General features: G+C 37.6%; 18 protein-coding genes. 5 read left to right on the forward strand and 13 right to left on the reverse strand.

The window, feature by feature from the left end; all coding sequences use genetic code 11:
* The first annotated feature begins 73 nt into the window (after positions 1-73).
* The 3 genes from NZD88_RS19420 to NZD88_RS19430 all read left to right on the forward strand — a co-directional run bounded on the left by NZD88_RS19420 (position 74) and on the right by NZD88_RS19430 (position 2956).
* Complete coding sequence (locus tag NZD88_RS19420; protein WP_259831299.1) at positions 74-1000, forward strand: AraC family transcriptional regulator; 927 nt, start codon at positions 74-76, stop codon at positions 998-1000.
* A 65-nt stretch (positions 1001-1065) separates the two neighbouring features.
* Positions 1066-2004, forward strand: coding sequence for an alpha/beta hydrolase (locus NZD88_RS19425; RefSeq protein WP_259831301.1), 939 nt, complete (start codon positions 1066-1068; stop codon positions 2002-2004).
* Between the two features lie 220 nt (positions 2005-2224).
* Complete coding sequence (locus tag NZD88_RS19430; protein ID WP_259831303.1) at positions 2225-2956, forward strand: class I SAM-dependent methyltransferase; 732 nt, start codon at positions 2225-2227, stop codon at positions 2954-2956.
* Between the two features lie 58 nt (positions 2957-3014).
* On the opposite strand, the gene NZD88_RS19435 is transcribed toward NZD88_RS19430, so the two are convergent.
* The 11 genes from NZD88_RS19435 to NZD88_RS19485 form a co-directional block, all read right to left on the reverse strand.
* A complete protein-coding gene (locus NZD88_RS19435) occupies positions 3015-5522 on the reverse strand; it encodes a M1 family metallopeptidase (RefSeq protein ID WP_259831305.1) in 2508 nt (835 codons plus the stop codon).
* An 11-nt stretch (positions 5523-5533) separates the two neighbouring features.
* A complete protein-coding gene (locus tag NZD88_RS19440) occupies positions 5534-5764 on the reverse strand; it encodes a hypothetical protein (protein WP_169236714.1) in 231 nt (76 codons plus the stop codon).
* A gap of 1 nt (position 5765) precedes the next feature.
* A complete protein-coding gene (locus tag NZD88_RS19445; RefSeq protein WP_259831306.1) occupies positions 5766-7088 on the reverse strand; it encodes a serine hydrolase domain-containing protein in 1323 nt (440 codons plus the stop codon).
* Between the two features lie 69 nt (positions 7089-7157).
* Complete coding sequence (locus tag NZD88_RS19450; protein WP_259831308.1) at positions 7158-7331, reverse strand: hypothetical protein; 174 nt, start codon at positions 7329-7331, stop codon at positions 7158-7160.
* Positions 7331-8125: a thymidylate synthase gene (locus NZD88_RS19455; RefSeq protein ID WP_259831309.1), complete on the reverse strand. Its 795-nt coding sequence runs from the start codon at positions 8123-8125 to the stop codon at positions 7331-7333. Before NZD88_RS19455 ends, NZD88_RS19450 begins: the two co-directional genes overlap by 1 nt.
* Positions 8126-8281: 156 nt before the next feature.
* Positions 8282-11035 (reverse strand): M4 family metallopeptidase, encoded by a 2754-nt coding sequence (locus NZD88_RS19460; protein ID WP_259831310.1) that lies wholly within the window; start codon positions 11033-11035, stop codon positions 8282-8284.
* Between the two features lie 410 nt (positions 11036-11445).
* Positions 11446-11886, reverse strand: a complete 441-nt coding sequence (locus NZD88_RS19465; RefSeq protein WP_259831311.1) for a GreA/GreB family elongation factor — start codon at positions 11884-11886, stop codon at positions 11446-11448.
* 171 nt (positions 11887-12057) lie between these two features.
* Complete coding sequence (locus NZD88_RS19470; protein ID WP_259831312.1) at positions 12058-13404, reverse strand: alpha-amylase family glycosyl hydrolase; 1347 nt, start codon at positions 13402-13404, stop codon at positions 12058-12060.
* 206 nt (positions 13405-13610) lie between these two features.
* Positions 13611-14207 (reverse strand): plasmid pRiA4b ORF-3 family protein, encoded by a 597-nt coding sequence (locus tag NZD88_RS19475; protein ID WP_259831315.1) that lies wholly within the window; start codon positions 14205-14207, stop codon positions 13611-13613.
* 134 nt (positions 14208-14341) lie between these two features.
* A complete protein-coding gene (locus NZD88_RS19480) occupies positions 14342-15373 on the reverse strand; it encodes a sensor histidine kinase (RefSeq protein WP_169236534.1) in 1032 nt (343 codons plus the stop codon).
* 42 nt (positions 15374-15415) lie between these two features.
* Entirely contained in the window at positions 15416-16096 is a 681-nt protein-coding gene (locus tag NZD88_RS19485; RefSeq protein WP_073175137.1) for a response regulator transcription factor, read from the reverse strand.
* Between the two features lie 192 nt (positions 16097-16288).
* Here NZD88_RS19485 and NZD88_RS19490 point away from each other — a divergent pair, with 192 nt between their 5' ends.
* Positions 16289-19075 carry a TonB-dependent receptor gene (locus NZD88_RS19490; RefSeq protein ID WP_259831316.1) on the forward strand — a complete coding sequence of 929 codons (2787 nt, stop codon included), beginning with the start codon at positions 16289-16291 and terminating at the stop codon, positions 19073-19075.
* A gap of 40 nt (positions 19076-19115) precedes the next feature.
* Positions 19116-20540, forward strand: coding sequence for a hypothetical protein (locus tag NZD88_RS19495; protein ID WP_259831317.1), 1425 nt, complete (start codon positions 19116-19118; stop codon positions 20538-20540).
* 227 nt (positions 20541-20767) lie between these two features.
* Here NZD88_RS19495 and NZD88_RS19500 read toward each other — a convergent pair whose 3' ends face one another.
* Positions 20768-22006, reverse strand: coding sequence for an amidohydrolase (locus NZD88_RS19500; protein WP_259831318.1), 1239 nt, complete (start codon positions 22004-22006; stop codon positions 20768-20770).
* 82 nt (positions 22007-22088) lie between these two features.
* Complete coding sequence (locus NZD88_RS19505; RefSeq protein ID WP_259831320.1) at positions 22089-22934, reverse strand: AraC family transcriptional regulator; 846 nt, start codon at positions 22932-22934, stop codon at positions 22089-22091.
* Positions 22935-23034: the final 100 nt, after the last annotated feature.

A 23034-nucleotide genomic window follows, 5' to 3' on the forward strand; every position in this document is an offset into this window, starting at 1 on the left:
ATACTTTTATTAACAACAGCATAGGTCTAAAATTTATATATTTGAGTTATTGGGTTTTACAAAATGTTTAGAAATGAATAACAATAATAAATTTTTATTAGATACTCCTGAATTAAAGAAGGAGAGCCAGTTATTGAACCTTGTTGAGAACCAGACAAAATTCAGTCTAAACAACTGTGAATTTAATATTTATGAAACCCACAAAACTGCTTTCGGTGTCAGACTTCACTTTGAAAATATTGCTTTTACGTCAATGCTGAGAGGCAAAAAGCACATGAAACTGGATAATAAAACGAATTATTTTGATTATTTTCCGGGCGAAAGTATTTTGGTTGCACCAGGTGAAACAATGGTGATCGATTTTCCTGAGGCAGATGAGGCTCCCACTCAATGTATCTCTTTAAGCCTTAATCCTGATTTCATAGAGGATTCCCTTAATTATCTAAACTACAATCTTCCCAAAGTGGACGAAACTTCACAGTGGAATATCCAGCTGGATGAGTTTTTTCTTTTTAACAACAAGTCACTTGCCTCCGCTACCAACAACATCATGAGAATTGCCATGGATGATAATTCCCAAAAGGATATCATGGCAGATTTTGCCCTGAAAGAGCTATTGATCAGACTGATGCAGACTCAAGCCAGAAGCATGGTGGAAAAGAATATTGCTAAAAATAAGTCAAGAATAGGATTCGCAGTAGATTATATCAGAAAAAACCTTCACCAAAAGCTGTCGATTGAAAGCATCGCCAAACTGGCTTATGTAAGCAAGTCGAATTTCTTTAAAATGTTTAAAGATGAGCTGGGAACTTCTCCCAATGATTTTATTCTGCAGGAAAGAATTAACAGAGCCAAGGAATTATTGGCGGGCCAGAACAGCATTAAGGAAACAGCTTATCAAACAGGTTTTTCAGATACCAATTATTTTACGAGGGTATTTAAGCAGCTGGTAGGCGTTACACCAAAAAGTTACCAGACCAATTCGCTTTTCTTAGAATAATCTTTAGTTCATATAATGCCTGGTGTAATGAGCGAGTTCCTTTAATTTCATTTTAAAAGACACCTATGAGAACGCTTATTACCCTTATCATCGTACTTTTTATGGCCAGTCAATATGAAGCTCAAACTCAGGAAAAGAAGTTTCAGATTTCATCATCTTTAGAACAAATCCCTTTGTGGACTCATACAATACCTGATGGGCCCGGCCCACAAGGAGCAGAAAGAATAACAGCTAAAGGCTCTGCTACAAACATTTCAAAACCACGACTGATCGTTCATCAACCTTCCCATCCAAACGGAACTGCTATTTTAGTGATTAGCGGTGGTGGTTATGCCCATATTGAACTGGGTAAAGAAAGTACACCTGCTGCCAATTGGTTTCAATCGGAAGGAGTCACTGCTTTCGAACTCATTTACAGACTTCCTTCAGAAAACTGGAAAAACAATAATGTTCCTTTTGAAGACGCTCAAAGGGCTATGCGCCTCATCCGAAGCCTTGCCAACAAATATAATATCGATGTCAACAAAATAGGAATACTCGGTTTTTCTGCTGGAGGACATCTGGCAGGTTTTACAGCAGCACAACACAATAAAAAATTCTACAAACCTGTTGATGAAATCGATTCTTTATCCGCAAGACCGGATTTTGCGGGATTAATCTATCCCGTTATTTCTATGCTTCCTCCCAATGACAATACCCATTCGAGAAAAAGTATTCTTGGAGAATATCCCTCTCTTTCGGAAGAAGCTGCATTTTCAGTAGAAAAACAGGTAAATTCCAGTATGCCCGTCACTTTTTTAGCACAGGCAATGGACGATCCTATTTCTCCTGTTGACAATAGTGAACTACTCTACTCGGCTTTAAAACAAGTGAATGTTCGTGCAGAAATGCATCTTTTCCAAACCGATGGTCACGGATGGGGATTAGGAAAGAAAGGCACCCCAACAGCTACCTGGCCAGAGCTTTTTAAAACGTGGGTAACAAATAATGGTTTTTGGAAATAAAAAAACAGGATAAGTATCTTTTTTGAGATTGTTATCCTGCTTATGTTTTTAGTCCCGACAATCTCCGCCAGATCTTTTATTTCTAAGTACAAAGACGGCACATAATAGCCTGTAGCCTCAATTCCAAAAGTCATACACTAAAATTATAAAATACGAATTTAAAAAATTATCAGCCACGAGCCTTCATTTTTCGATTAGTATTATTAAATTGCAAACACTCATGTATTCTACAGCTAAAAATATCATCAGAAAAATTCTTCCGCAAAAGTTTCTTTTTGAAAACGAAATGTTTTTCAGAAAAGCTCTTTATCCGTTTTACAAAGGAAGTGATCACGAATGTACGATCTGCCATTCCAGACTTAAATATTTTATAAAGCTGGAAAACGGGAATTTGCTTTGTCCAGTTTGTGGCAGCTTACCCAGATCCCGGAGACTGTATACAATTCTGAATGAAAAATATTTGAAAGCCGGCATTTCGGTTTTGGATTTCTCCCCTTCCAGAGCTATTTTCAGAGCATTGAAAAACAGGAAAGACATCCATTATTTTCCAACGGATTATGAAGATGAATTTTTAGCGGATTATCACTTTGACATCACAAAAATAGATTCGGAATCTGAGAGGTTTGATCTTATTCTATGCTATCATATTCTTGAACATATTGAAAATGACACAGCAGCCATGAATGAATTGTACAGGGTCTTGAAAACAGGCGGAACTGCTTTAATTCAAACTCCTTTTAAAACCGGAGATATCTATGAAAACTTTGAAATCAGGACTTCTGAAGAACGTCTGAAACATTTTGGCCAGGAAGATCATGTACGAATCTATTCTGTAGAGGGATTGGCAGAGCGACTGAAAAACGCTGGATTCCAAACGGAAATCAAAGTTTGTGAGAAGGACCATTACGCTGGTTTTTCCGATCAGGAAACCATCATTATCTGTAAGAAATAATTAAAAAATAAAAAACGCACTTTAAAAGTGCGTTTTTCGTATATAGTATAAAAATAATTTATTTAAAATCTTCAATGGCTTTGTTGATGGCATCAATCTGTTTGTTGAGACTGGCTGCATTCTGAGGATTTTGTTTCAGGAGCTCCATTTTCTTACTTAAACCGTCTTTCAGCATCTGGGAAATCATCATTTTTACCTGAGGATTATCTCCCATTTCTCCTTTTGCATGGCTGATTATTTTTGTAATATTTTCCGTCGCTTTCAGATTATCAGAGCTCATGATCCAGTTATAACCCTCTTCTGCAGACTTTCCTAATTCTGGATTCTGGAATTTAATGAAGGGATAAAATGCAACAAGCGGGGTTATATTAGACATCTGCGAAGTCACTTTATTCTTTACAATAACTGGAAGAAGCTGGCTCAGCAATTCCTCTGAAGCACCTTCCAGATCAATTTTATCTGCCAATGCATTAGCCTTTGATGGATCTACTGTTAAAACAGCATTTAATGAAGTCCCTTTTACAGCATTGGAAACAGCATTCACTCCTTTTTCAAACATAGGAAGGTATTTCTTGTCCTTAGTTTTAGCCAATGCGGTAATGGCAGCAGCCTGAGCCAACGTTTTCGGATCGTTAGATGCCAGCTTTTCAACATCAGCGCCTAAAACTTTCATTTGTTCAGGATTTGAAAGGTCCATTAACTGAAGAGCCTTGATTCGTGTTCTGAAGTACGGATCTTTCAGGGCTGCAGCTAATAATTTTGTTGCAGCGGGATTTTTTCCTACCTGATCTTTTATGGCTGTTAAAGCTTTGTATCTGCTTTTAAATTCTTTAGAATTGGTAAACTGCATCAGGTTTTGCTCCGGAGTTTTTGTATCGGTAATATCCGCCAGTAAAATTCCATCTGCATTGATATTGATCAAATCAGGGTTTTTAGAAACATCAAAATTGAATGTATTTTTCGCTTCTGCATTCACCCACACATTGTATCTTTTCGGCTTTCCGTTGTCGTATACATCAATTGCCAAAGGAAATTCAAACGGCTGCTCCTGAGTTTGATTGATGGTTAAAGCCACCTGCTTTTTCACGGGTTCGAAAGTAAATGAATAATTCAGCTTTGGATTTCCGCTTCCGAAATACCATTGATTGAAGAACCAGTTCAGGTCTTTTCCTGAAACTTTTTCAAAAGATAATCTCAACTGATGAGCTTCTGCATTCTGGTATTCATTGGTTTTCAGGTAATCATTCATTCCGGCAAAGAAAGCATCATCTCCCAGATAATTTCTGAGCATGTGAAGGATACCTCCCCCTTTCTGATAGGTCACAAGGTCAAAAACATCTTCGCGGGAATCGTAATTGAATCTCACGAGATTTTTCTTGAAATCGGATGGGTTGTGGATGTACATATTCACATCAGACATCTGGTGGTAGTCTGCCTGGTCTTTTCCATATTTATATTCGTTCCAAAGGTATTCGGAATAATTGGCAAAAGATTCATTCACGGTAAGGTTGCTCCAGCTTTCCGCGGTTACAAGGTCTCCAAACCAGTGGTGGAATAATTCATGAGCAATGGTATCTTCCCATTTGTTCTCATCGATAAGCTGTCCCGGTTTTTGAAGAATATCACTTCCATGAAGAGTGGCTGTGGTATTTTCCATGGCACCGCTCACATAATCTCTTCCTGAGATCTGTGCGTATTTTGCCCACGGATAATCATAGCCCATTTTCTTTGAGAAAAACTCGATCATTTCCGGTGTATTTCCGTAGATCTGTTTTGCGTAAGGTTCATATTCTTTCTCGATGTAATAATCTACCGGAATATTTTTCCATTTGTCTTTCACAATAGCATATTCTCCCACGCCCATAAAGAACAGATAAGTCGCATGTCTTTTATCCATTACCCAGTGGTCGGTTCTTAAGCTTCCTTCCTTCTGGGAATCTTTTAAAATCCCGTTGGAAAGGGTCACATATTTATCAGGAACCGTCATATAGATTTCCTGGGTAGTCTTTTGATTGGGTTTATCGATAGTTGGGAACCACGCAGAAGAAGATTCTGTCTCTCCCTGTGTCCAGATCTGTGTTGGCATATTGGGGTCCTGTCCCTGTGCATTGACGAAATAAAGTCCTTTGGCATCATTGATGGCCATGCTTCCTTTTTGTTTTACCTCATTAGGACGTGCGGTATACTTGATGTATACGGTGTATTCCTGATTTTTCTGATAGGTTTTATCCAGACTGATCTTTAGGATTTCATCTTTGTATTCATATTTCAGAGGTGATTTTTTCCCGTTGTTATCAAGAGCGACTTCATGAATGAGCATTCCTTTTGCATCAAGCGTCAACTCATTGGTTGGATAGAAATAGGGAGAGGCCGTCAGCCATTCTTCTCCGCCCATCTGTTCTTTCTGATAATCGAAATTGACCTTAAGTTTGGTATGTTTAAGTTCCGTTACTTTGGTATGTGTGGCTCTGTAAGCTTTTTCTCTTCCTGAAGTTTCGGTCTGTGCTGATACGTTTGCGGAAAAGAAAATCCCCAGTATAGCAATCGATAAAATCGCCTTTTTCATCTGTTACTTTATTATTTTTTAGAATTATTTTTTGTTATTATATCAAAGATATCGTTCACCAAAGTTTCGTAATCACCCTTTTTGAGCTGTTCTTTGGTTTTGGCAAAAGCTTTTTTAAGTTCGCTTTCCGGATTTTCATCATCAACGATTTCAACTGAGGCAACTCCTTTTAACTGAAGAACTGCATTTTGAAGTGCTTCAAGGTCTGCGTTTTGCTCTGTATTGATTTTTAAATATTTCATTTTATTGTTTCTTAAAGGCGAAATTATTGGCACCCTGCGAGAAATCCATTGTTCCTTTTTCCGTATTGAATTTCATTGTGATGCCTGCGGTTTCAAACTTAAATTCGTTTTCAGAGACTGCTTCCAGTGGAAATGCACCCTGTCCCGTAGCCTGTCCCATCAGTTTTTTGCCCTCCAAAAATATTTTGATATCCAACGGAAAGCCTTCTGCTTTATACAATCCTTCATATTTCTTCAGAAGTTCTTCTGAAACAGAATTTTCTTTAAAATTAGGCATTTTAAAGTCTTTACCAAGGGCTGTCTGGATCATTTTGATGGAAATATCATTATTATCGTAATCCGACTGGTTGGTCACAGCGCTAACTGCTATTTTCAGTTCCGGAAAATAATACAGTACTGAACGGAAGTTATCGATTCCTCCCGTATGCCCGTACCCGGAATATTTTTCAAAAGGTACCTTTGCAATTCCGTAGCCATAGTTATCTTTAAAACCTTTCATCTGTGCAAGGCTGTTTTTATTGACTAATTTTCCATTTTCGAGAGCAATGATAAACTTCAAAAGTTCGGTAGGGGTAGAAATAATATCCCCTGCACCAATCGGAATACTCATATCCGTTTCCTGTGAAAGTTGATAATTTCCGTTGGAATATTGATAGGAAAGCGCCTGATTTTTGGAAGGATCAATTTTTCCACCCACTTCGGTCAGCGTTAATTTTAAAGGCTCCGCAATTTTTTCCTTAATTAGCTGTGCATAGCTTTTTTTGTAAACCTTTTCTAAAATAAAACCAAGAAGAATATAATTTGAATTGCTGTATTCATATTTTATTTCCGGAGAAAAATCACTTTTATATTTTTTGATGATCGACAGCAAAGATTGTTCTGTCTGTGGTTTTGTATTATAGCTCCAGTATTCTTCTTCATTAGTCAGATTATGAATTCCACTTCTATGTTGTAAAAGATTTCCGATGGTTATCTTATTTGCATTTTCTATTTCTGGATAATACATGGAAAGTTTCGTATCGAGGGAAATTTTCTTCTCTTCAACAGCCTTCATCACAAGTACTGCTGTAAATGTTTTGGAAATAGAGCCTATACGGTACTGGGTATTCATATTGGCTTTCTGCTGTTTTGCAACATCGGAAAATCCTGTTACCTTCAGGAAACTGGGCTGATCCTTTGCAGCGAAAGCAAAGCTTCCCATTACCTTATGATGAACAGAGAGTGAATCAAGATAATCCATTAATTTCTGTCTGTTTTCATTTTGAGAAAACATCATGCAGGAAACACTTGTCGTTGCGACGAAAAGCAGTTTTTTAAGAATCATACCGTTCATTTTACAATCAGTAGTAAAATAAGGGATTCTGTTACATAAAGTCTTATGGGAATATTAGTTTTAATCTTCGGAAGTGATTCCGTTATTTTCCAGGTATACCCTGAAACCAACATCTTTCGTAAAATCAAAATCATCAATCAACAGGTCTGACATGACCGGGAGCTTCTCTTCCTTTTTATTACAGCTGGAAAGAGAAATGATAAAAATGGCACAAAGAATTGCCGAAACTTTCATTAAATCGCTACAGGAGCCTTAATTCCCGGATGCGGATCATAATTTTCAAGGGTAAAATCTTCAAAGGTAAAATCGAAAATATCTTTAATTTCAGGATTCAGTTTCATCACCGGAAGCGGTCTTGTTTCTCTGGAAAGCTGTCTGTTCACCTGCTCAAAATGGTTGTTGTAAATATGAACATCCCCGAAACTGTGGACATAATCTCCAACTTCCAGATCGCATACCTGTGCTACCATCATGAGTAATAGCGCATAACTTGCAATATTGAAGGGTACTCCCAGAAATACATCAGCGCTTCTTTGGTACAATTGCAGTGACAATTTTCCATCTGCTACATAAAACTGGAATAGTGCATGACAAGGCGCAAGCGCCATATTAGGAATTTCGGCAGCATTCCAAGCAGACACGATCAGCCTTCTGGAATCAGGATTTTTCTTGATCTGATCAATCACTTCTGTGATCTGATCTACAATTTTCCCATCAGCTCCCTGCCAGCTTCTCCACTGCGCTCCGTAAACGGGACCTAAATCGCCGTTTTCGTCTGCCCATTCATCCCAAATACTTACTCCATTGTCATTCAAATATTTAACATTGGTATCGCCTTTCAAAAACCAAAGCAGTTCATAAATAATAGATTTCAAATGTACTTTTTTGGTGGTCACCATAGGAAAACCTTTTGACAGATCATACCTCAGCTGGTACCCGAAAACACTTCTGGTTCCCGTTCCCGTTCTGTCGGTTTTATCTGTTCCATTGTCAAGAATATGCTGTAAAAGGTCTAAGTAGTTCTGCATTTTTAAAAGCGGATTTTTATGGTTCAAATTTAGAAAAAACTAACCGATTTTGAGTTATCATAGATCATAAAAAAACAGTTGTGAAAATTATTTCCACAACTGTTCAAGGGTAGTATTCATTTGTTAAATCCCGCAGGATCTATTAAAAATCAGTGACTAATTTTTAATAATCTTCTGGGTTATTTTCTCTTTGCCGTTATCCAGTGAAAGGATATACACTCCCTGAAGCAATGCTTCAACATTGATAGACTGGGATTTTGTTTCTCCTGACTGAACGACACTTCCACGGGCATCAACCACCTGATATCTGAATTCTGAACCGGATTGAGATTTAATTTTAATCACATCTTTTACCGGATTCGGATAAATGCTGATGGCTGAATGGCCTGCTGAAGATTCAGCAATCAATGAAGAAATAGAACCTGCAGAAGTTATTTGTAATGTGTAGTCTTCAATCTGCCCGTAGTTGATTGTTCCACATGATGAAGAAGGTACTGCGTTGTATTTCATTATTACCCTCATTCTTGTATTGCCTGTAATCGCTGCAGACGGAATGGTAATACTTCCAGATACAGGAGAGGTTGTACTAGCTGTTTTTGTCCAAGCTAATTCTCCGCTATCAGTAAAGTCCCCGTCCCCATTAAAATCAATATAAACCGCATATCCCTCACTATATTTTGTGGATGTCCAGAACGGTGTTATTGTAAGAGTATAGGTGTTTCCTTTGACAACGTTTCCAATAACGGAAGTAAAGTTTTCATATCCTGCTGTACCGGTTGATGTATTATTAATATCGGCAAATTTCACATTGCTGATGCGCTCATCAGCCGTGGAGCTTGACGAAGACGCGCAATAGGTAACCGTAGTTCCGCCTGACTGTGTAGTGACACTTACAGCATTACTTGCTGCAGAAATATTTCCTGCTGCATCTTTTGCTTTAACCGTGAAGGTATAAGTGGTAGCTGGTGTCAATCCTGTTACCGCATAAGTGGTAGAAGAAGTAGATCCCAGAAGGCTCGTTCCTCTGTAAACATCGTATCCTGTCACGGCTACGTTATCTGTAGATCCACTCCATGAAAGGGTCGTTGAATTCTGTGTTGCAGCTGACGCAGATAACTGAGGCGCAGTAGGTGCCTGAGTATCTGTTGTAGGAGTTCCGGAATAGGCTGTTCCCAGACCTACGGCATAAAATGCATTCTGTGTTGCCTTATGTTCCGCTGAATCAGCACCGAAAAGATCTTTTGCGGATTGAATTCCATAGGTTAGGGCATTGTTATAATTAGAATTGGCAGTCAGATAAGAGGTCTCTAATCTGTAGACGATTTTAGCTGCTTTTTCAAATCCGATTCCGGCAACATTGAAGCTGTTTCCAATATCATTGGTTCCAGAACCTCCTGTTACCAGAAGATAGAACCAATAATTCAGCACACCGCTATTGTAGTGAACACCGCAACTATCATTAGTATCTGGATTTGGAATACAGGTATTACTGGCATCTTTCCAATAGGTTCCTTTGTAGGTATCGGGTTGTTTGGACAACCCTGTGTTGGGATTACTCATAGATCTTAAATAATTAGGAGCTACCTTGGTAATATCCTCCCCAATTAAGAAGTTCTGCTTCTCGGGTGCGTAGGCATTTTCAACCACAGCTCCCCAGATGTCAGAAAGCCCCTCATTCAATGCTCCTGATTCTCTTTGATAAACCAAATCAGCAGTTTCCTGACATACGGCATGTCCCAATTCGTGAGCAGTTACGTCAAATGCTCCAAGAGGCTTAAAAGTGCTGGCCCCATCACCATACACCATGGCGTTTCCTATCCAGGCTGCATTTTCCCATGAGCTTCGTACATGAACATAACTGTCGAGTACTGCCCCCTGATTGTCATAACTATTTCTATTGAATGTATCTTTGAAATAATCGTATGTTTTCTCTACTCCCCAATGAACATCCAGTGCTACATCATTCCCCGTTGATGAATGTTCTGCTGTTGTCCAGTTGTTGTCAGTATCGGTAATATTGTTTTTTGTAAGACTGGTATAGTTCGCATTATTGTTATTGTAGGTATTGACTCCTCCTCCTCTCGTATTGTCTTTTAATGCATATTTTCCACTAACAAGAGTAGTTTCAATTGATTTTGTTCCGCTGTATTTTGTTTGGGCGCTTCCGGCAACAAAAATTGAGGCGAAATCCTGTGCCGATTTGTTTTCCGGTCCGGCAGGAGAAGTACCACTCATTCCTTTTCCGTGAGAATGTTCTCCCGCATGCTTCATAATCTGGTCATTAAGCAATACAGCTCCGGATTTGGCATCTACATACACATGGGATCTCAGGAAAGGTTCAGCAGAAAAGATATCAAATTTGTAGGACAGCAAAAGTCTGTATTTACCATTTGCAGCCTCAACCGGTAATAGAACAAGCTCTCCTTTAGGCTGATAATTAATCTCTCTACCGTATTCCGTATTGGTCATTAAAACTTTGGCTCCGGTGTATTTCATGGCAGTGCTAAGTGCGGCAGATTCTGATACATCGGCCTGGGTATTCAGATCGTTGGTATCATAGGATTCCCCATTCATGCTTACCAGATTGCCTTTTACATAGTGTAGCATATAATTGGCAAATTCAACCTTAATCCCATTGTGATAAAGCTGGTATTTTTCATCAGAAAAATCACTGAAGAGTTTTGCAGATTTAATTTTAACCATTGTAGATCCTGCAGGAAGGTTTAAAATCTCGGAAAAGAATTTTCCGTTGTCAGACAATGCAAGGTCTCTCGCATTGGTTCCCGGTTTGAATGTAATCATTGATGAATGCCCCTCATCAATTCTTTGCTCAACATATCTTTGAGCGTGTAAGGCAATTCCGCTTACCAAAAGCGGAACAAAAACCATAAGTGTTAATTTGTTTTTCATAGACAATAATTATTTGGTGTGTTATCCATCCAAATATAACAATTGAACCAATACAATTAACAGTTAAAATGAAAAATAATTACGAAATCCGTAATTTTAAACACATATCGTTAAAATATAATTAATTAAAAAATATAATTATAATAAAAAAAATTAACTAAAAAATTCCAAATACGGAATGAATGATCCCTCAAAACTTTGACATCAATTTAAATTTTTAACATCAGAATTTATTAACAATCAATCTTTAATTTCCTTTATTTCATTAAATCAACACAACTTTTTCACACCAATACCTCAAAAATTTTCCTAAATTATTAACAATAACTGATTATCACATGAACAAAAATCAAAATATCCCGTCCTACATGAGATACTTTTAGTTCAATTTATTATTTTAATCTGATCGCTTACCAAATATTTATAATCTTTTGGTGAATATTATTTATAGTAAATTCTTCTTCAGATTTTTTACCTAACATTGCTTTTGCCAGCGGAGATTCTGCAGAAATAGCCATGACCTTCTGATTTCCGGACATAATTTCTCCTACAGATGCCGCAATATAAAAAATACCTTTATCGGTTTTAACGAGAGCTCCGTTCTGTACTTTATCCGAAGGTTCAGTTGATATTTTTTGAATCACTGAGAGCTGGTTTAAAGATTCATTAAGTTGTCGTTGGAGATTGTTAATTTCCTGCTGTAGCATTTCACGCCCGGTTTCATATTTATCTCCCATCGAACTTTTGGTATCGTTACTGGAGGCACGGGTTTCTGCGATCAGGTGTTCAAAATTCCGGATTTTGTCTGTGATCTTTGTTTTTATGATATTTAATAATTCCTGTTTATTCATGTCGTGAAGTTTTCGTGTAGATTTTTTGATCAATCTAAGAAATGATTGCCCAAAAAGTATAATTCCGGCTAAAGCCGATTGCCAATATGCATAAAATAAGCGGGCTAAAGCCCGCCCTTATTGATTATTTATAACAGTTTGAAAATATTCCACCCTGTATTTCATGCCTCTTTATTTTTCAAAAACTGCGTAATCTGAAACTTTAAAGTTGAACTCTTTTCCACTATTAAAATCTCTTTTTGTCCGGTCAAAAATATTCCTGAATGTTCCTGAAAGATTTTGATCTTCTATGCTGAAGTTGACCGGTTCTTTTGACATATTCAAAACGACCAGTACTTCGTCTTTTCCGTTCTTTCTTACGTAAGCCAGGATTTTGTCATTAGCTGTTGTGTTCAGCAGATAAGTCGAAACATTGGCATCTCCGCCTCTTAATGCAGGATTGGAACTTTTTAAATCGAGTAAGGTTTTATAAAATTCTGCCATCTGGTAGGTATTGGTCCACTTTATCGCATCTTTTTCAAAAAACTCCAGTCTTTTCATATTGGGAAGTTCCTGACCGGAATACAATAATGGGACGCCGTTCCACGTTGCGGAGAATACAGCCATGGGTTTCGTGATCACTCCATATTTTTCGTATTCAGTTCCGTTCCACGAGTTCTCGTCATGGTTAGCCGTAAACCATGCTCTCATTGAATTATCCCCAATCTTCGAATATTGTAACAAGAGATCTTTAAGTTCCTGAAGAGGCTCATTTTTTTTATAATAATCTGCAGATTTATGCATCCATTTCCATGAATAGCTGGCGTCAAATACTTTTCCATATTCAGGGCTTTCCAGTTCGTCAAATTCTCCCAACCAGAAGAGCGGTTTTATTTTTTCCACTTCCGGACGTGCCTGCTGCCAGAAATCGACTTCCACCCAGGAAGCAAGGTCGCATCTGAAACCATCTATACCGGTTTCTTTCACCCAGAATTTCATCGCATCAATCATGGCAAGTCTCATCTCCTGATTTTTATAATCCAGTTCAATGATATCATCCATTCCGGAAGCAATATGAAATTTTCCATCGGGATCTTTCAAGTAAAATTCGGGATGTGTTTTTGTCCAGACATGATCCCATCCTGTATGATTGGCAACCCAGTCTATGATCACTTTGAATCCCAATCTGTGGGCCTCATTGATCATATGTTTGAAATCATTCATTGTCCCAAATTCAGGATTAATGGAAGTATAATCTGAGGCAGCATAAGGGCTTCCCAGACTTCCTTTTTTGTTCTGCTGGGCAATGGGCGTTATAGGCATGAACCAAAGTGTTCTGACTCCCATTTTTTTCAGACGGGGCATTTCTTTTTCAAATGCTTTGAATGTTCCTTCAGGGGTATATTGTCTAACGTTTACTTCGTATATATTGGTTGTGCGCTTCCATTCTTTCGGCAAATCCATAGTGTTTATTGTGTTTTGAGTGGTACAGGAAACAATTCCCAGACCAATTATTGCTAGCAGAATTAATTTCTTCATTCATCTATTTTTAACAAAAGTAAGGAATGTTTTTTTATGAAAGATGGGAAAGGTGAAAGTGAATAGTGAATAGTGAATAGTGAATAGTGAATAAAGTTATTCAAATTTATGGAGGGCTTTACAATTCAGTTTTGATTTGTGAAATTCACCATTGGCATAAAAAAGCCCCGGACCGTAAATCCAGGGCTGTATATTGTATTCAGATGTTATCTCTCATCGTCGTTATCTTCTTCATCTTCGAAAACATCATCGTCGTAGTTTTCTTCTTCATCATCGAAACTGTCGTCATCCTCGTCTTCAAAACTGGTGCTTACTGCAAAGTCATCATCAAAGCTGAAATCATCATCCAAAAGCGGCATTGCTGATCTTTTCTTTGATCCTCCACCACTTCCGCTTCTGCTTGGTGCTTTTAAAGGAACGTTTCCAAATCTGTATACGGTAATAGGGTAATTAACTCCTTTTGTCTCTTCGATGATTTCTACAAGCTCGCAGAAAAATTCCCAGAGGTCAAGAAGCCCGTACTGGAACTGAGCCTTGTCGCCCACATTTCCAAAAGCTTCATCAATGTACACATCCGACATAATTTCGCCATCACCATCGTCACTCATATCTTCCAGGGGAACACTTTTAAGGATTGTTCCGTCGTCTTCCAACATATTAAAAGTGGAAAGCTCATCTCCCTGCAGGTTGAACGCACTTTTAATTCCCAAATGTAAGTTCCATAGTGATTGCTTTCCTCTTACTTCAATATCACGGAAAATATCTTCTTTCGCATCTAATATTACGCGGATCTTGTAAACCATATCAGTTTCTTAAATTACTTTTTTGCCTTAATTATTATGATAAATCTCTATTGCAAATATATAATAAATGACAGGTGACAAAAAAATATTTCACGATTTTTTAAAATATTTTTTTTTCATACATTTTACCGGAATTATTTGCTTTTTTCCAGCATAAAGCTAAATTTAGTTCCTTCAAGATAAACACTTTCTACTGTTATATTTTCGTTATGGGCTTCAAGGATATGTTTTACAATAGCCAGTCCAAGTCCCGATCCTCCTTCTCTTCTGCTTCTGCTGGTTTCCACGCGGTAGAACCTTTCGAAGATCCTCGGAAGAATCTCTGCTTTAATTCCCATTCCGTTATCTATAACCTCGATCAGTACTTTATTTTTGAGAACGCTGGTTTTCACAACTACTTTCGCTTCCTGTCTGTTGGCATAATGGATCGCATTGGAAACTAAATTAATAAAGACCTGTGAAATTTTCTGTTTATCGCCATCCACAAAGATCTGCGGATGAAGAGTCTGAATCTGCAGTGTGGTATTGTGTTTTTCTGCTTCAAATTCAAGAAGATCAAAAATTTCCTTAATCAGAAGGTTGACATCAAATTTTGAAGTGTTGATGCTGATCTCCCCCGCTTCAAGGCGATTGATCATATCAAGGTCCGTCACAATCGCAATAAGTCTTTCTACAGATTTATCGATCCTTTCCAGGTATTTATCCCGGATCGTAAGATTATCAACACCACCATCTCTTAGGGTTTCTACATATCCCTGAATGGAAAACAACGGTGTTTTAAGTTCATGGGAAACGTTTCCGATGTATTCTTTACGGTAGCTTTCCATTTCCTTCATCATATCGATCTCCGTTACCTGCTGCTGATTGAGATCCGAAAATCTTTCACCCAGTTCTCTAATGGTAATGTTTTCGTTATTGTCATTAACAATTTCCTGCGGAAGCATTTGTGATAGTCCACGAACCTGCTTTTTACCATAGTAGTTGAAAAGAAGCTCCAACACCACATAGTTGATGATAAAAATAAGGACCAGGCAGATAAAAAGGCCTATTTTAAAAAAAGGGGTACGGTAATAGATATCCTTCAGTGAATCAAAGATGATTACTAAAAGAAACATCACCAGTGTCAGGAGACACGAGGCGACGAGTGTAAGTCTGTAAAATTTCAATTTTACAAGTTTTTATAGGTTATGTAAAGGTAGGATTTTAAATTATAAAACGATAAGCTTATAACCGATTCCTTTTAATGTCTGGATGGTATTAATTCCCAGTTTTTCTCTTAATCTTCTGATGTGTACGTCAATGGTTCTCTCTCCTACGATGACGTCGTTGCCCCATACTTTTTCCAGAATTTCTTCTCTTTTAAATACTTTTTCGGTATTTGAAGCAAGAAGATAAAGCAAATCGAACTCTTTTTTAGGAAGAAGGAACTGCTGTCCGCTTTTGGAAACTCTGAAATTGTCTTTGTCGATGACCAAATCTCCGATCTCGATTAATTTTGCATTGTCTGACACCTGAGAAGTCAACTGCAGTAAAGCATTCACTTTGGAAGTAAGAATTTTCGGTTTGATCAGCTTCACGATATAATCGTTGGCTCCGGCCTGGAATCCTGCTAGCTGTGAGAACTCTTCGCTTCTGGCAGAAAGAAAAACAATCAGTGTTTTCTGAAGTTCTTTTACTTTACGGAGTTCCTGACAGGTCTCGATCCCATCTTTTTCGGGCATCATGACATCTAATAAGATAAGGTCTGGTATAATCTCTTTAGCTTTCTCTATCCCTTCGTTACCGTTTGTAGCTGTATAGATATCGTAGCCTTCTTTTTCCAGGTTGTAAGACAGAATCTCTAAAATATCCAGTTCGTCGTCTATTAAGAGTATTTTCTTTTGGTTCATTTTCAATTTTTACTGAGTCAAAGTTAATAAATTTTAAAGCACAGATGAACAAATCTATTATCGTTCACATAAAGTTAACAATAATGTCCTTTTCTTAATGTTTAGTTAAGGAAAAATTAAAATTCACTAAACCACTTACCCCGTTTATCTTTTATTCCTTTGCACGGAAAGAATTTAGTAAGATAAAGTAAAATGAAAAAACAACTCCACAAGAGCATTATGCTACTTGCTTTGTTTTCTGCCGGCTATGCTTTTGCACAAAGTCAGGTTTTAGAGGGCAGGGTATTGGATGAGAAAGACAATAATCCTATAGAAGGTGTAAAAGTAAAAGTAAATGATCAGGAAGTAATGACTGACATTTCCGGATACTACTCTATCAATCTGTCACCCGGAACCAACTATGTTATCACGGTAACTTCCAATGGATACAACAGAAAAGAGATCAGTGAAGTAACTGTAAAAAATGACGCCAATACTCATCTTGATATTGTTTTGGGTAAGCCATCCACTAAAGAAATTGAGGGTGTTGTCATAAAATCCAATGCCAGAAAAGAAACGATAGCCTCTACTATTGGTTTACAAAAAAATTCCGGGGTGGTTTCTCAGGTTATTGGTGTTGAAGCTATTAAAAGAAGCCCGGACAGAAACACAGGAGAAGTTCTGAAAAGAGTATCCGGAGTAAGTTTGTTCGATGGAAAATACATTGTTGTAAGAGGTTTGTCCGATCGTTATAATCAGGCTATGCTGAACGGTATTCAATTATCAAGTACAGAGCCTGACAGAAAAACTTTCTCTTTTGATCTTTTCCCGGCCAACGTTATCGAGACGCTTGTTATCAACAAAACCTTCATTCCTGAATACAGTGGTGAATGGGCAGGTGGATTGATCCAGGTAAATACTAAAGATATTCCAAACAAAAACTTTTTTAATCTTCAGGTAGGTGTTGGAGGAAACTCTATTACGATGGGGCAGGAATTCCGTATGCAGAAGGGTGGAAAATGGGATTTCCTGGGAATCGATGACGGTTACAGAAAACTGCCTTCGGATATGCCGGCAAAAAATGCATTCAACATCCTGAATGAAGATCAAAAAACCAATATAGGAAAAGGATTTACAAAAAATCTTGGTTATAACAGTATCGGATATCCTGAGAATGTAAGCTTACAGCTTGACGGAGGTTTCAATACAAAAATTTTCGGAAAGGATTTAGGTGTTATTGCCGTTCTAAATTACAGCAACAATAAAAGAAGAACTGAATCCAGAAACCGTTTCTTCACTATAAACGACCAGCTTGCTGACACCAACTTTGATTATTTTACAGAAAAATATCAAAATGATGTGATCTTAGGTGGTTTATTAAATCTTACTTTAAAGCTTAACAGCAATAATAAAATTTCCCTGAAAAATATCATTACCAATAATACGGTAAATCATATGTCTTTCAGAACAGGAAAAGATTTTGAATTTGATCCTGTAAACGGAACAAATATCATGGCAAGAGAAATTGGATTTAAGGAAACTACTTTCTACAATTCAACGCTTAACGGTACTCATAAAATAGATGCTCTTGGGGGGATCACTTTAAACTGGTATGGCAGCTTTGGTATTTTAGATCAATATATCCCATTATTGCAGCGTCTACAGTATAATCAGTATCCTGATATGACAGGAAGTCCTTATCTAGCGTTAATTTCCAACGGACTTTCACAAAAATCGGGAAGTGTTTTCTACTCAACTCTTAGTGATTATTTATATAATGCAGGTGGAGATCTATCCAAAACTTTTACGATGTTTGGACAAAAACAAACTGTGAAAGGAGGATATTTATTCCAAGTAAAAGACAGAATATACAACTCCAGACCATTCTCTGTAAAACTTTCGGGATATAATCAGGGATTACTTTCTCAGCCTTTTGAAACTATTTTCAACCCTGAAAACTTTGGGACGGATGGAAGTAAGTTTACTTTCGACGAAATTTCAGGTAACCAATACAGATATATTGCCAATACTATTCTCAATGCAGGCTATTTACAGTTTGATAATAATTTTGCACCATGGTTTAGAGCTGTATGGGGGCTAAGAGTTGAAAACTTTGACCAGTTGGTAGGAAGTACAAAAAAGAGTGATGACCGTTTCGTAAATACTCGTGTTACTGACTTTTTACCTGCGCTTAACTTAACATTTAAGGTTAATAACAACATGAATATCCGTGTTGCGGGTTCACAGACCGTTGTAAGACCCGAATTTAGAGAGGTTTCACCGCTGGCTTATTATGACTTTGATTTAGGAGCTACCGTGATTGGTAATAAGTTTATTCAGAGAACTAAAATTACAAACGCGGATCTTCGTTGGGAATGGTACCCAAGAAACGGAGAAATCCTTTCCGTTGCAGGTTTCTATAAGAACTTCAAAAATCCTATTGAATTATACTTTAACCAGTCTGGTGTAGGAACAAGTAATACATTTAATTACCTGAACGTAGATAAAGCAGATGCTTATGGCGCTGAACTTGAATTCAGAAAGAAACTTGATTTCGTAAGCGCTCTTAAAAACTTCACTTTTGGAGGAAACTTCGCTTTGATCAAAAACAGAGTAACTGACGAAGCTACTAAAACTGACCGACCGATGCAGGGACAATCTCCTTACACCGTGAACCTAAGTCTTCAGTATGACGCTGAAAAAACGGGATGGACTTCAACAGTACTTTTCAACGTGATCGGAAGAAGAATCCTTTATGTAGGAAACGATCAGGTTCCACCAATCTGGGAAGCTCCAAGACCTCTTCTTGATTTCCAGGTTGCTAAAAAGATATGGCAGAATAAAGGAGAAATCAAGCTTAACGTTTCGGATATCTTAAACCGTCATGCTAAATTCTACCATGACCTTAACAATAACAAAAAATATGACAGTGCTGATGCACTTGCTATAGACAGAGTAACAGGAACGAACATCAGTGTAACTCTGGGGTACAGCTTTTAATTTTAATCAAAATCTAATCTAATAAATAAGTTTTTATAACATGAAAAAAATTGTTTTATACTCTTTAATGCTTGGTACATTAGCAACAACTATTACCGCATGTAGAAATATAGAAGAAGATGGTGAAACTATCGTTCAAAATGGAGGGTCAGGCGGTGGAGATACTGAAAACCTAATTCTTTCAGGAAAAATAACAGCCAATCTTACGCTTAAAGCTAATAAAATATATAAGTTAAGAGGATTAGTATATGTAACTAACGGGGCTACATTAACTATTGAGCCAGGGACTAAAATTGTAGGTGAAGCCGATAAAAACGGATCATTAATTATTACAAGAGGAAGTAAAATCATGGCAGAAGGAACTGCCAGCAACCCTATTATCTTTACTTCAGAGAAACCAAGCCCTAAAAGAGGTGACTGGGCAGGGCTGGTTATATTAGGAGCTGCTCCTACCAATGCTTCTTTCAACGGGCAGGCAGGAATTGGAGAGATCGAAGGTGGAATCAACAACACTGAAGGTTTAGGTCTTTACGGAGGAACCAATGCTACCGACAACAGTGGTGTATTAAAATATGTAAGAGTAGAATATGCCGGGTATGCATTCTTACCGGATAAAGAAATCAATGGTATTACATTCGGAGGTGTAGGTAATGGTACTACAGTAGATTATGTAGAGGTTGCTTATGCAAATGACGACAGTTTTGAATGGTTTGGAGGAACGGTAAACTGTTCTCACCTTATTTCTTACAAAGGTCTTGATGACGATTTTGATACTGATAACGGTTTCTCAGGAAAAATCCAGTTTGGTATTGCTGTAAGAGATCCTCAGGTTGCTGACGTTTCAGGTTCTAATGCTTTTGAATCAGATAATGACGCCAATGGTTCAGCTTTAACGCCACAAACGTCTGCTACCTTCTCAAACATGACTATCATCGGGCCAATTAACTCTTCAAGCACAAGTACGAATGCAGGCTCAATCAACTCTTTATTCCAGAATGCTTTACAGGTGAGAAGAAATTCTTCAATTTCTGTTTTCAACTCTGTTTTCACTGGATTCCCGGTTGGGTTATTCATTGATGCTACCAAAGGTACACCAACAGATAATAATATTGTTAATTCAAACTTAGCTTTCCAGAATAATATTTTAGCAGGAAATACAACTCCGTTAAAATTCGGAGCATCTACATCTTCTCCTACAAGTTATACTTTAGCAGATCTTACCACTTGGTTCAATACAGGTGCAAATTCTATTCTAACGTATACAGCTGATGCAAAATTAACCAATGCATGGGCACCAGCGGGAACTACTCCAAACTTCTCTCCTGCTTCAGGATCACCATTATTAACAGGCGGTTTGTTTACCCACACTAAATTAGCAAGCTGGTTTACACCTGTAACTTTTAGAGGAGCTGTAAAAGATGCTAGTGATACTTGGTACGCAGGTTGGACAAACTTTAATTTATAAGTCTAATCAATGGGGTGTAATGGAACTTCAATTTGTATAGAAACATATCAATACATTTCATTCCATAGAATAAATAAGTAACTAGTTTCTTCATATCTACTTTTAAAAGCCATCAGAAATTTTTCTGGTGGCTTTTTATTGCTCAAATCAATTCATCGAAAAAGCCATCAGAAAATCCAATGGCTTTATTCACAAAAAACAAGTATATCAAAAAATATATATTTCAATTAATATCTCCAGAATAAGTTTCCGTCATTCATCAGGGCTTCTATTTTGGACATTCTGGAAACCGCTTCTGCTGAACATGAGGCATCGGTCAGTACAATAGAAGCTTCATCACCTGGCCTTGGCCATTGCTGTTTTCCATTGTCATCCAGCGGAAGAATACTTTGGGTAGCAAACTGAAGTGTTCTGGACAGTTCCAATTCAGTTTCATATCCGTACAGTTCTGCCATAAGATTAGCTTTCTGAAGCATATTTCCTGAACCGAAGGTACTCCAGTAATCCTGTACATTATCATTTCCAATCAGAACATTCACCCCGTACTTTTTCAATACAGGAATCGGCATTACCGTTCCTCTGAAGGGTACAGAAGATGCAATTCCCACTTTTCCTTCTGCCAGTCTTTCTGCAATCTTCTCCGTTTCTTTTGGTGAAAGATGTCCTAAAGCGAAAGCATGGCTTATAAATATTTTCCCCTTCAGCATTGGATTTTCAATCGCCTTATCAATCAGATAATTGATTGTCTTCATCCCGGACTCTCCTGCTTCATGCAAATGGATATCGATTCCTTTTTTATGATCTAAAGCCAGCTGGACCGTAAAGTCCAGTACTTTTTCAATACTCCCGTCAATACTTAAAGGATCCAACCCTCCGATAAAACTCACACTTTTCAGTTGTGCTGCTTCTTTCATCAAAGGAGCGGTATCTGTATAATACAAACCATGTTGTGGAAAAGCCACAAGCTCTGCTTTAAAAGAATCTTTTTTATGCTCTAATGCTTTTTCAAGATTTTCCAATGATTTTAAACCTGAAGTAGGATCAATATTAAAGTGTGTCCTCGCAAAATGAGTTCCGTAATGCTGCAGCAAGCTGATCAACTGCTCTGCCCTTTCCACGGATGTTTTTAAGAGTTCAGGGATGATTTCCTGTTCATAGGCGATCATATCCTTTACCGTTCTCCGTTTCGGCGACAGTGCCTGCCATGGAAGTCCATATAACGTTTTATCCAGATGGATGTGCAAATCCTTTAATGCGGGAAGCATTAAAAAACCTTTGGCATCCAAAGCATCGGAAGTGGGATCATTAGCTTTTACAGCTTTAATCTTTCCATTTTCTATTTCAATACTGAAAAGGTCAGTTTTTGTTCTGATCACTTCTTCATCATCATATTCAAATCCTGTTTCGAGACGTACATTTTTGAGTGAATATGTTCCTTTTGCGGCCAATTGATAGGGAAACTGCATGACTTATCTTTTAACAGGACAAAGTTACGCCAGCTCTATTCCAGAGATGGTGTATCAATTATGCTTTGTTTTGTACGGATTATTATTCTTTGAATTGTGACGGAGTCATTCCCGTCTGTGCTTTGAAAAATTTGGAAAAACTGGCATGATCATAAAAACCCAGATCATATACGATATCTTTTACCGACATTTCCGACACTTTTAAAAGACGTTTCGCTTCCAGCAGAATTCTATCCTGGATCAGAGAGGAAGCAGAAGCATTCAGATTTTTTTTACAGACGATATTTAAATAATTGGCAGAAATATTAAGTTTGTCCGCATAGAAAGAAACGGATCTTTCCGTTCTGAAATGTTCGTCAATAAGCTGTAAAAATTTAGAAATAATAGGATTGGAGTGGTACATTTCAAAATCTTTAAAAGTCCCTTCCACCGATTTGCTGACCAACAGTCCAATCAGCTCACTTCGTTTCTGAATGACTTCCCAAAATACATTCTTTTCACTTACCTCTTTTTGAATGGACTGAAACTCATACAGGAACGTTTGAAAAGTTTCTTTCGAAAGATGAATAACAGGATGATTCTGATAATAGGAAGCAGAAAATCTCAGCGAAGGCAGAAAACTCTCAAACCAGTCTCTGCTGATCATCAGTTGATACCCAACCGTTTCCTTTTCAATCACCCATTGATGTACCTGATCCGGAAAAACAAGGTGGATTTGCCTATCTCCGACCTCATATTCCGTAAAATCAATCGTGTGGCTCCCTTTTCCGTGTTCAAATAGATTAATGATAAAAAAATCATGTTTGTGGGGTTCATCAATGGAACGTTCCCCATGCAGTTCGTTAAACAGCAGATGAGAGCCCTGAAGCTGATTCTCACTGAACTCCTGAATTCCTAAGATTGGAAAATGATCTGTATGATAACCCACGTATCCTGATTTTCTCCTAAAATTAGTGAAATTTATATGAGAAATTTGAAGGCATGAAGATATTTTCATTTTTAAACAGATATGATTGCTTTTAACCATA

The organism is Chryseobacterium pyrolae, assembly GCF_025153485.1.
Taxonomy (GTDB): Bacteria; Bacteroidota; Bacteroidia; order Flavobacteriales; family Weeksellaceae; genus Chryseobacterium; species Chryseobacterium antibioticum.

Bases quoted from the DNA above. Each gene is read 5' to 3' on its own strand.
- NZD88_RS19430 (WP_259831303.1), top strand. From the start codon at position 2,225: ATGTATTCTACAGCTAAAAATATCATCAGAAAAATTCTTCCGCAAAAG.
- NZD88_RS19455 (WP_259831309.1), bottom strand. From the start codon at position 8,125: ATGCAGAACTACTTAGACCTTTTACAGCATATTCTTGACAATGGAACA.
- NZD88_RS19485 (WP_073175137.1), bottom strand. From the start codon at position 16,096: ATGAACCAAAAGAAAATACTCTTAATAGACGACGAACTGGATATTTTA.
- NZD88_RS19495 (WP_259831317.1), top strand. From the start codon at position 19,116: ATGAAAAAAATTGTTTTATACTCTTTAATGCTTGGTACATTAGCAACA.
- NZD88_RS19465 (WP_259831311.1), bottom strand. From the start codon at position 11,886: ATGAATAAACAGGAATTATTAAATATCATAAAAACAAAGATCACAGAC.
- NZD88_RS19445 (WP_259831306.1), bottom strand. From the start codon at position 7,088: ATGATTCTTAAAAAACTGCTTTTCGTCGCAACGACAAGTGTTTCCTGC.
- NZD88_RS19435 (WP_259831305.1), bottom strand. From the start codon at position 5,522: ATGAAAAAGGCGATTTTATCGATTGCTATACTGGGGATTTTCTTTTCC.
- NZD88_RS19475 (WP_259831315.1), bottom strand. From the start codon at position 14,207: ATGGTTTACAAGATCCGCGTAATATTAGATGCGAAAGAAGATATTTTC.
- NZD88_RS19425 (WP_259831301.1), top strand. From the start codon at position 1,066: ATGAGAACGCTTATTACCCTTATCATCGTACTTTTTATGGCCAGTCAA.
- NZD88_RS19490 (WP_259831316.1), top strand. From the start codon at position 16,289: ATGAAAAAACAACTCCACAAGAGCATTATGCTACTTGCTTTGTTTTCT.
- NZD88_RS19470 (WP_259831312.1), bottom strand. From the start codon at position 13,404: ATGAAGAAATTAATTCTGCTAGCAATAATTGGTCTGGGAATTGTTTCC.
- NZD88_RS19440 (WP_169236714.1), bottom strand. From the start codon at position 5,764: ATGAAATATTTAAAAATCAATACAGAGCAAAACGCAGACCTTGAAGCA.
- NZD88_RS19500 (WP_259831318.1), bottom strand. From the start codon at position 22,006: ATGCAGTTTCCCTATCAATTGGCCGCAAAAGGAACATATTCACTCAAA.
- NZD88_RS19420 (WP_259831299.1), top strand. From the start codon at position 74: ATGAATAACAATAATAAATTTTTATTAGATACTCCTGAATTAAAGAAG.
- NZD88_RS19460 (WP_259831310.1), bottom strand. From the start codon at position 11,035: ATGAAAAACAAATTAACACTTATGGTTTTTGTTCCGCTTTTGGTAAGC.
- NZD88_RS19450 (WP_259831308.1), bottom strand. From the start codon at position 7,331: ATGAAAGTTTCGGCAATTCTTTGTGCCATTTTTATCATTTCTCTTTCC.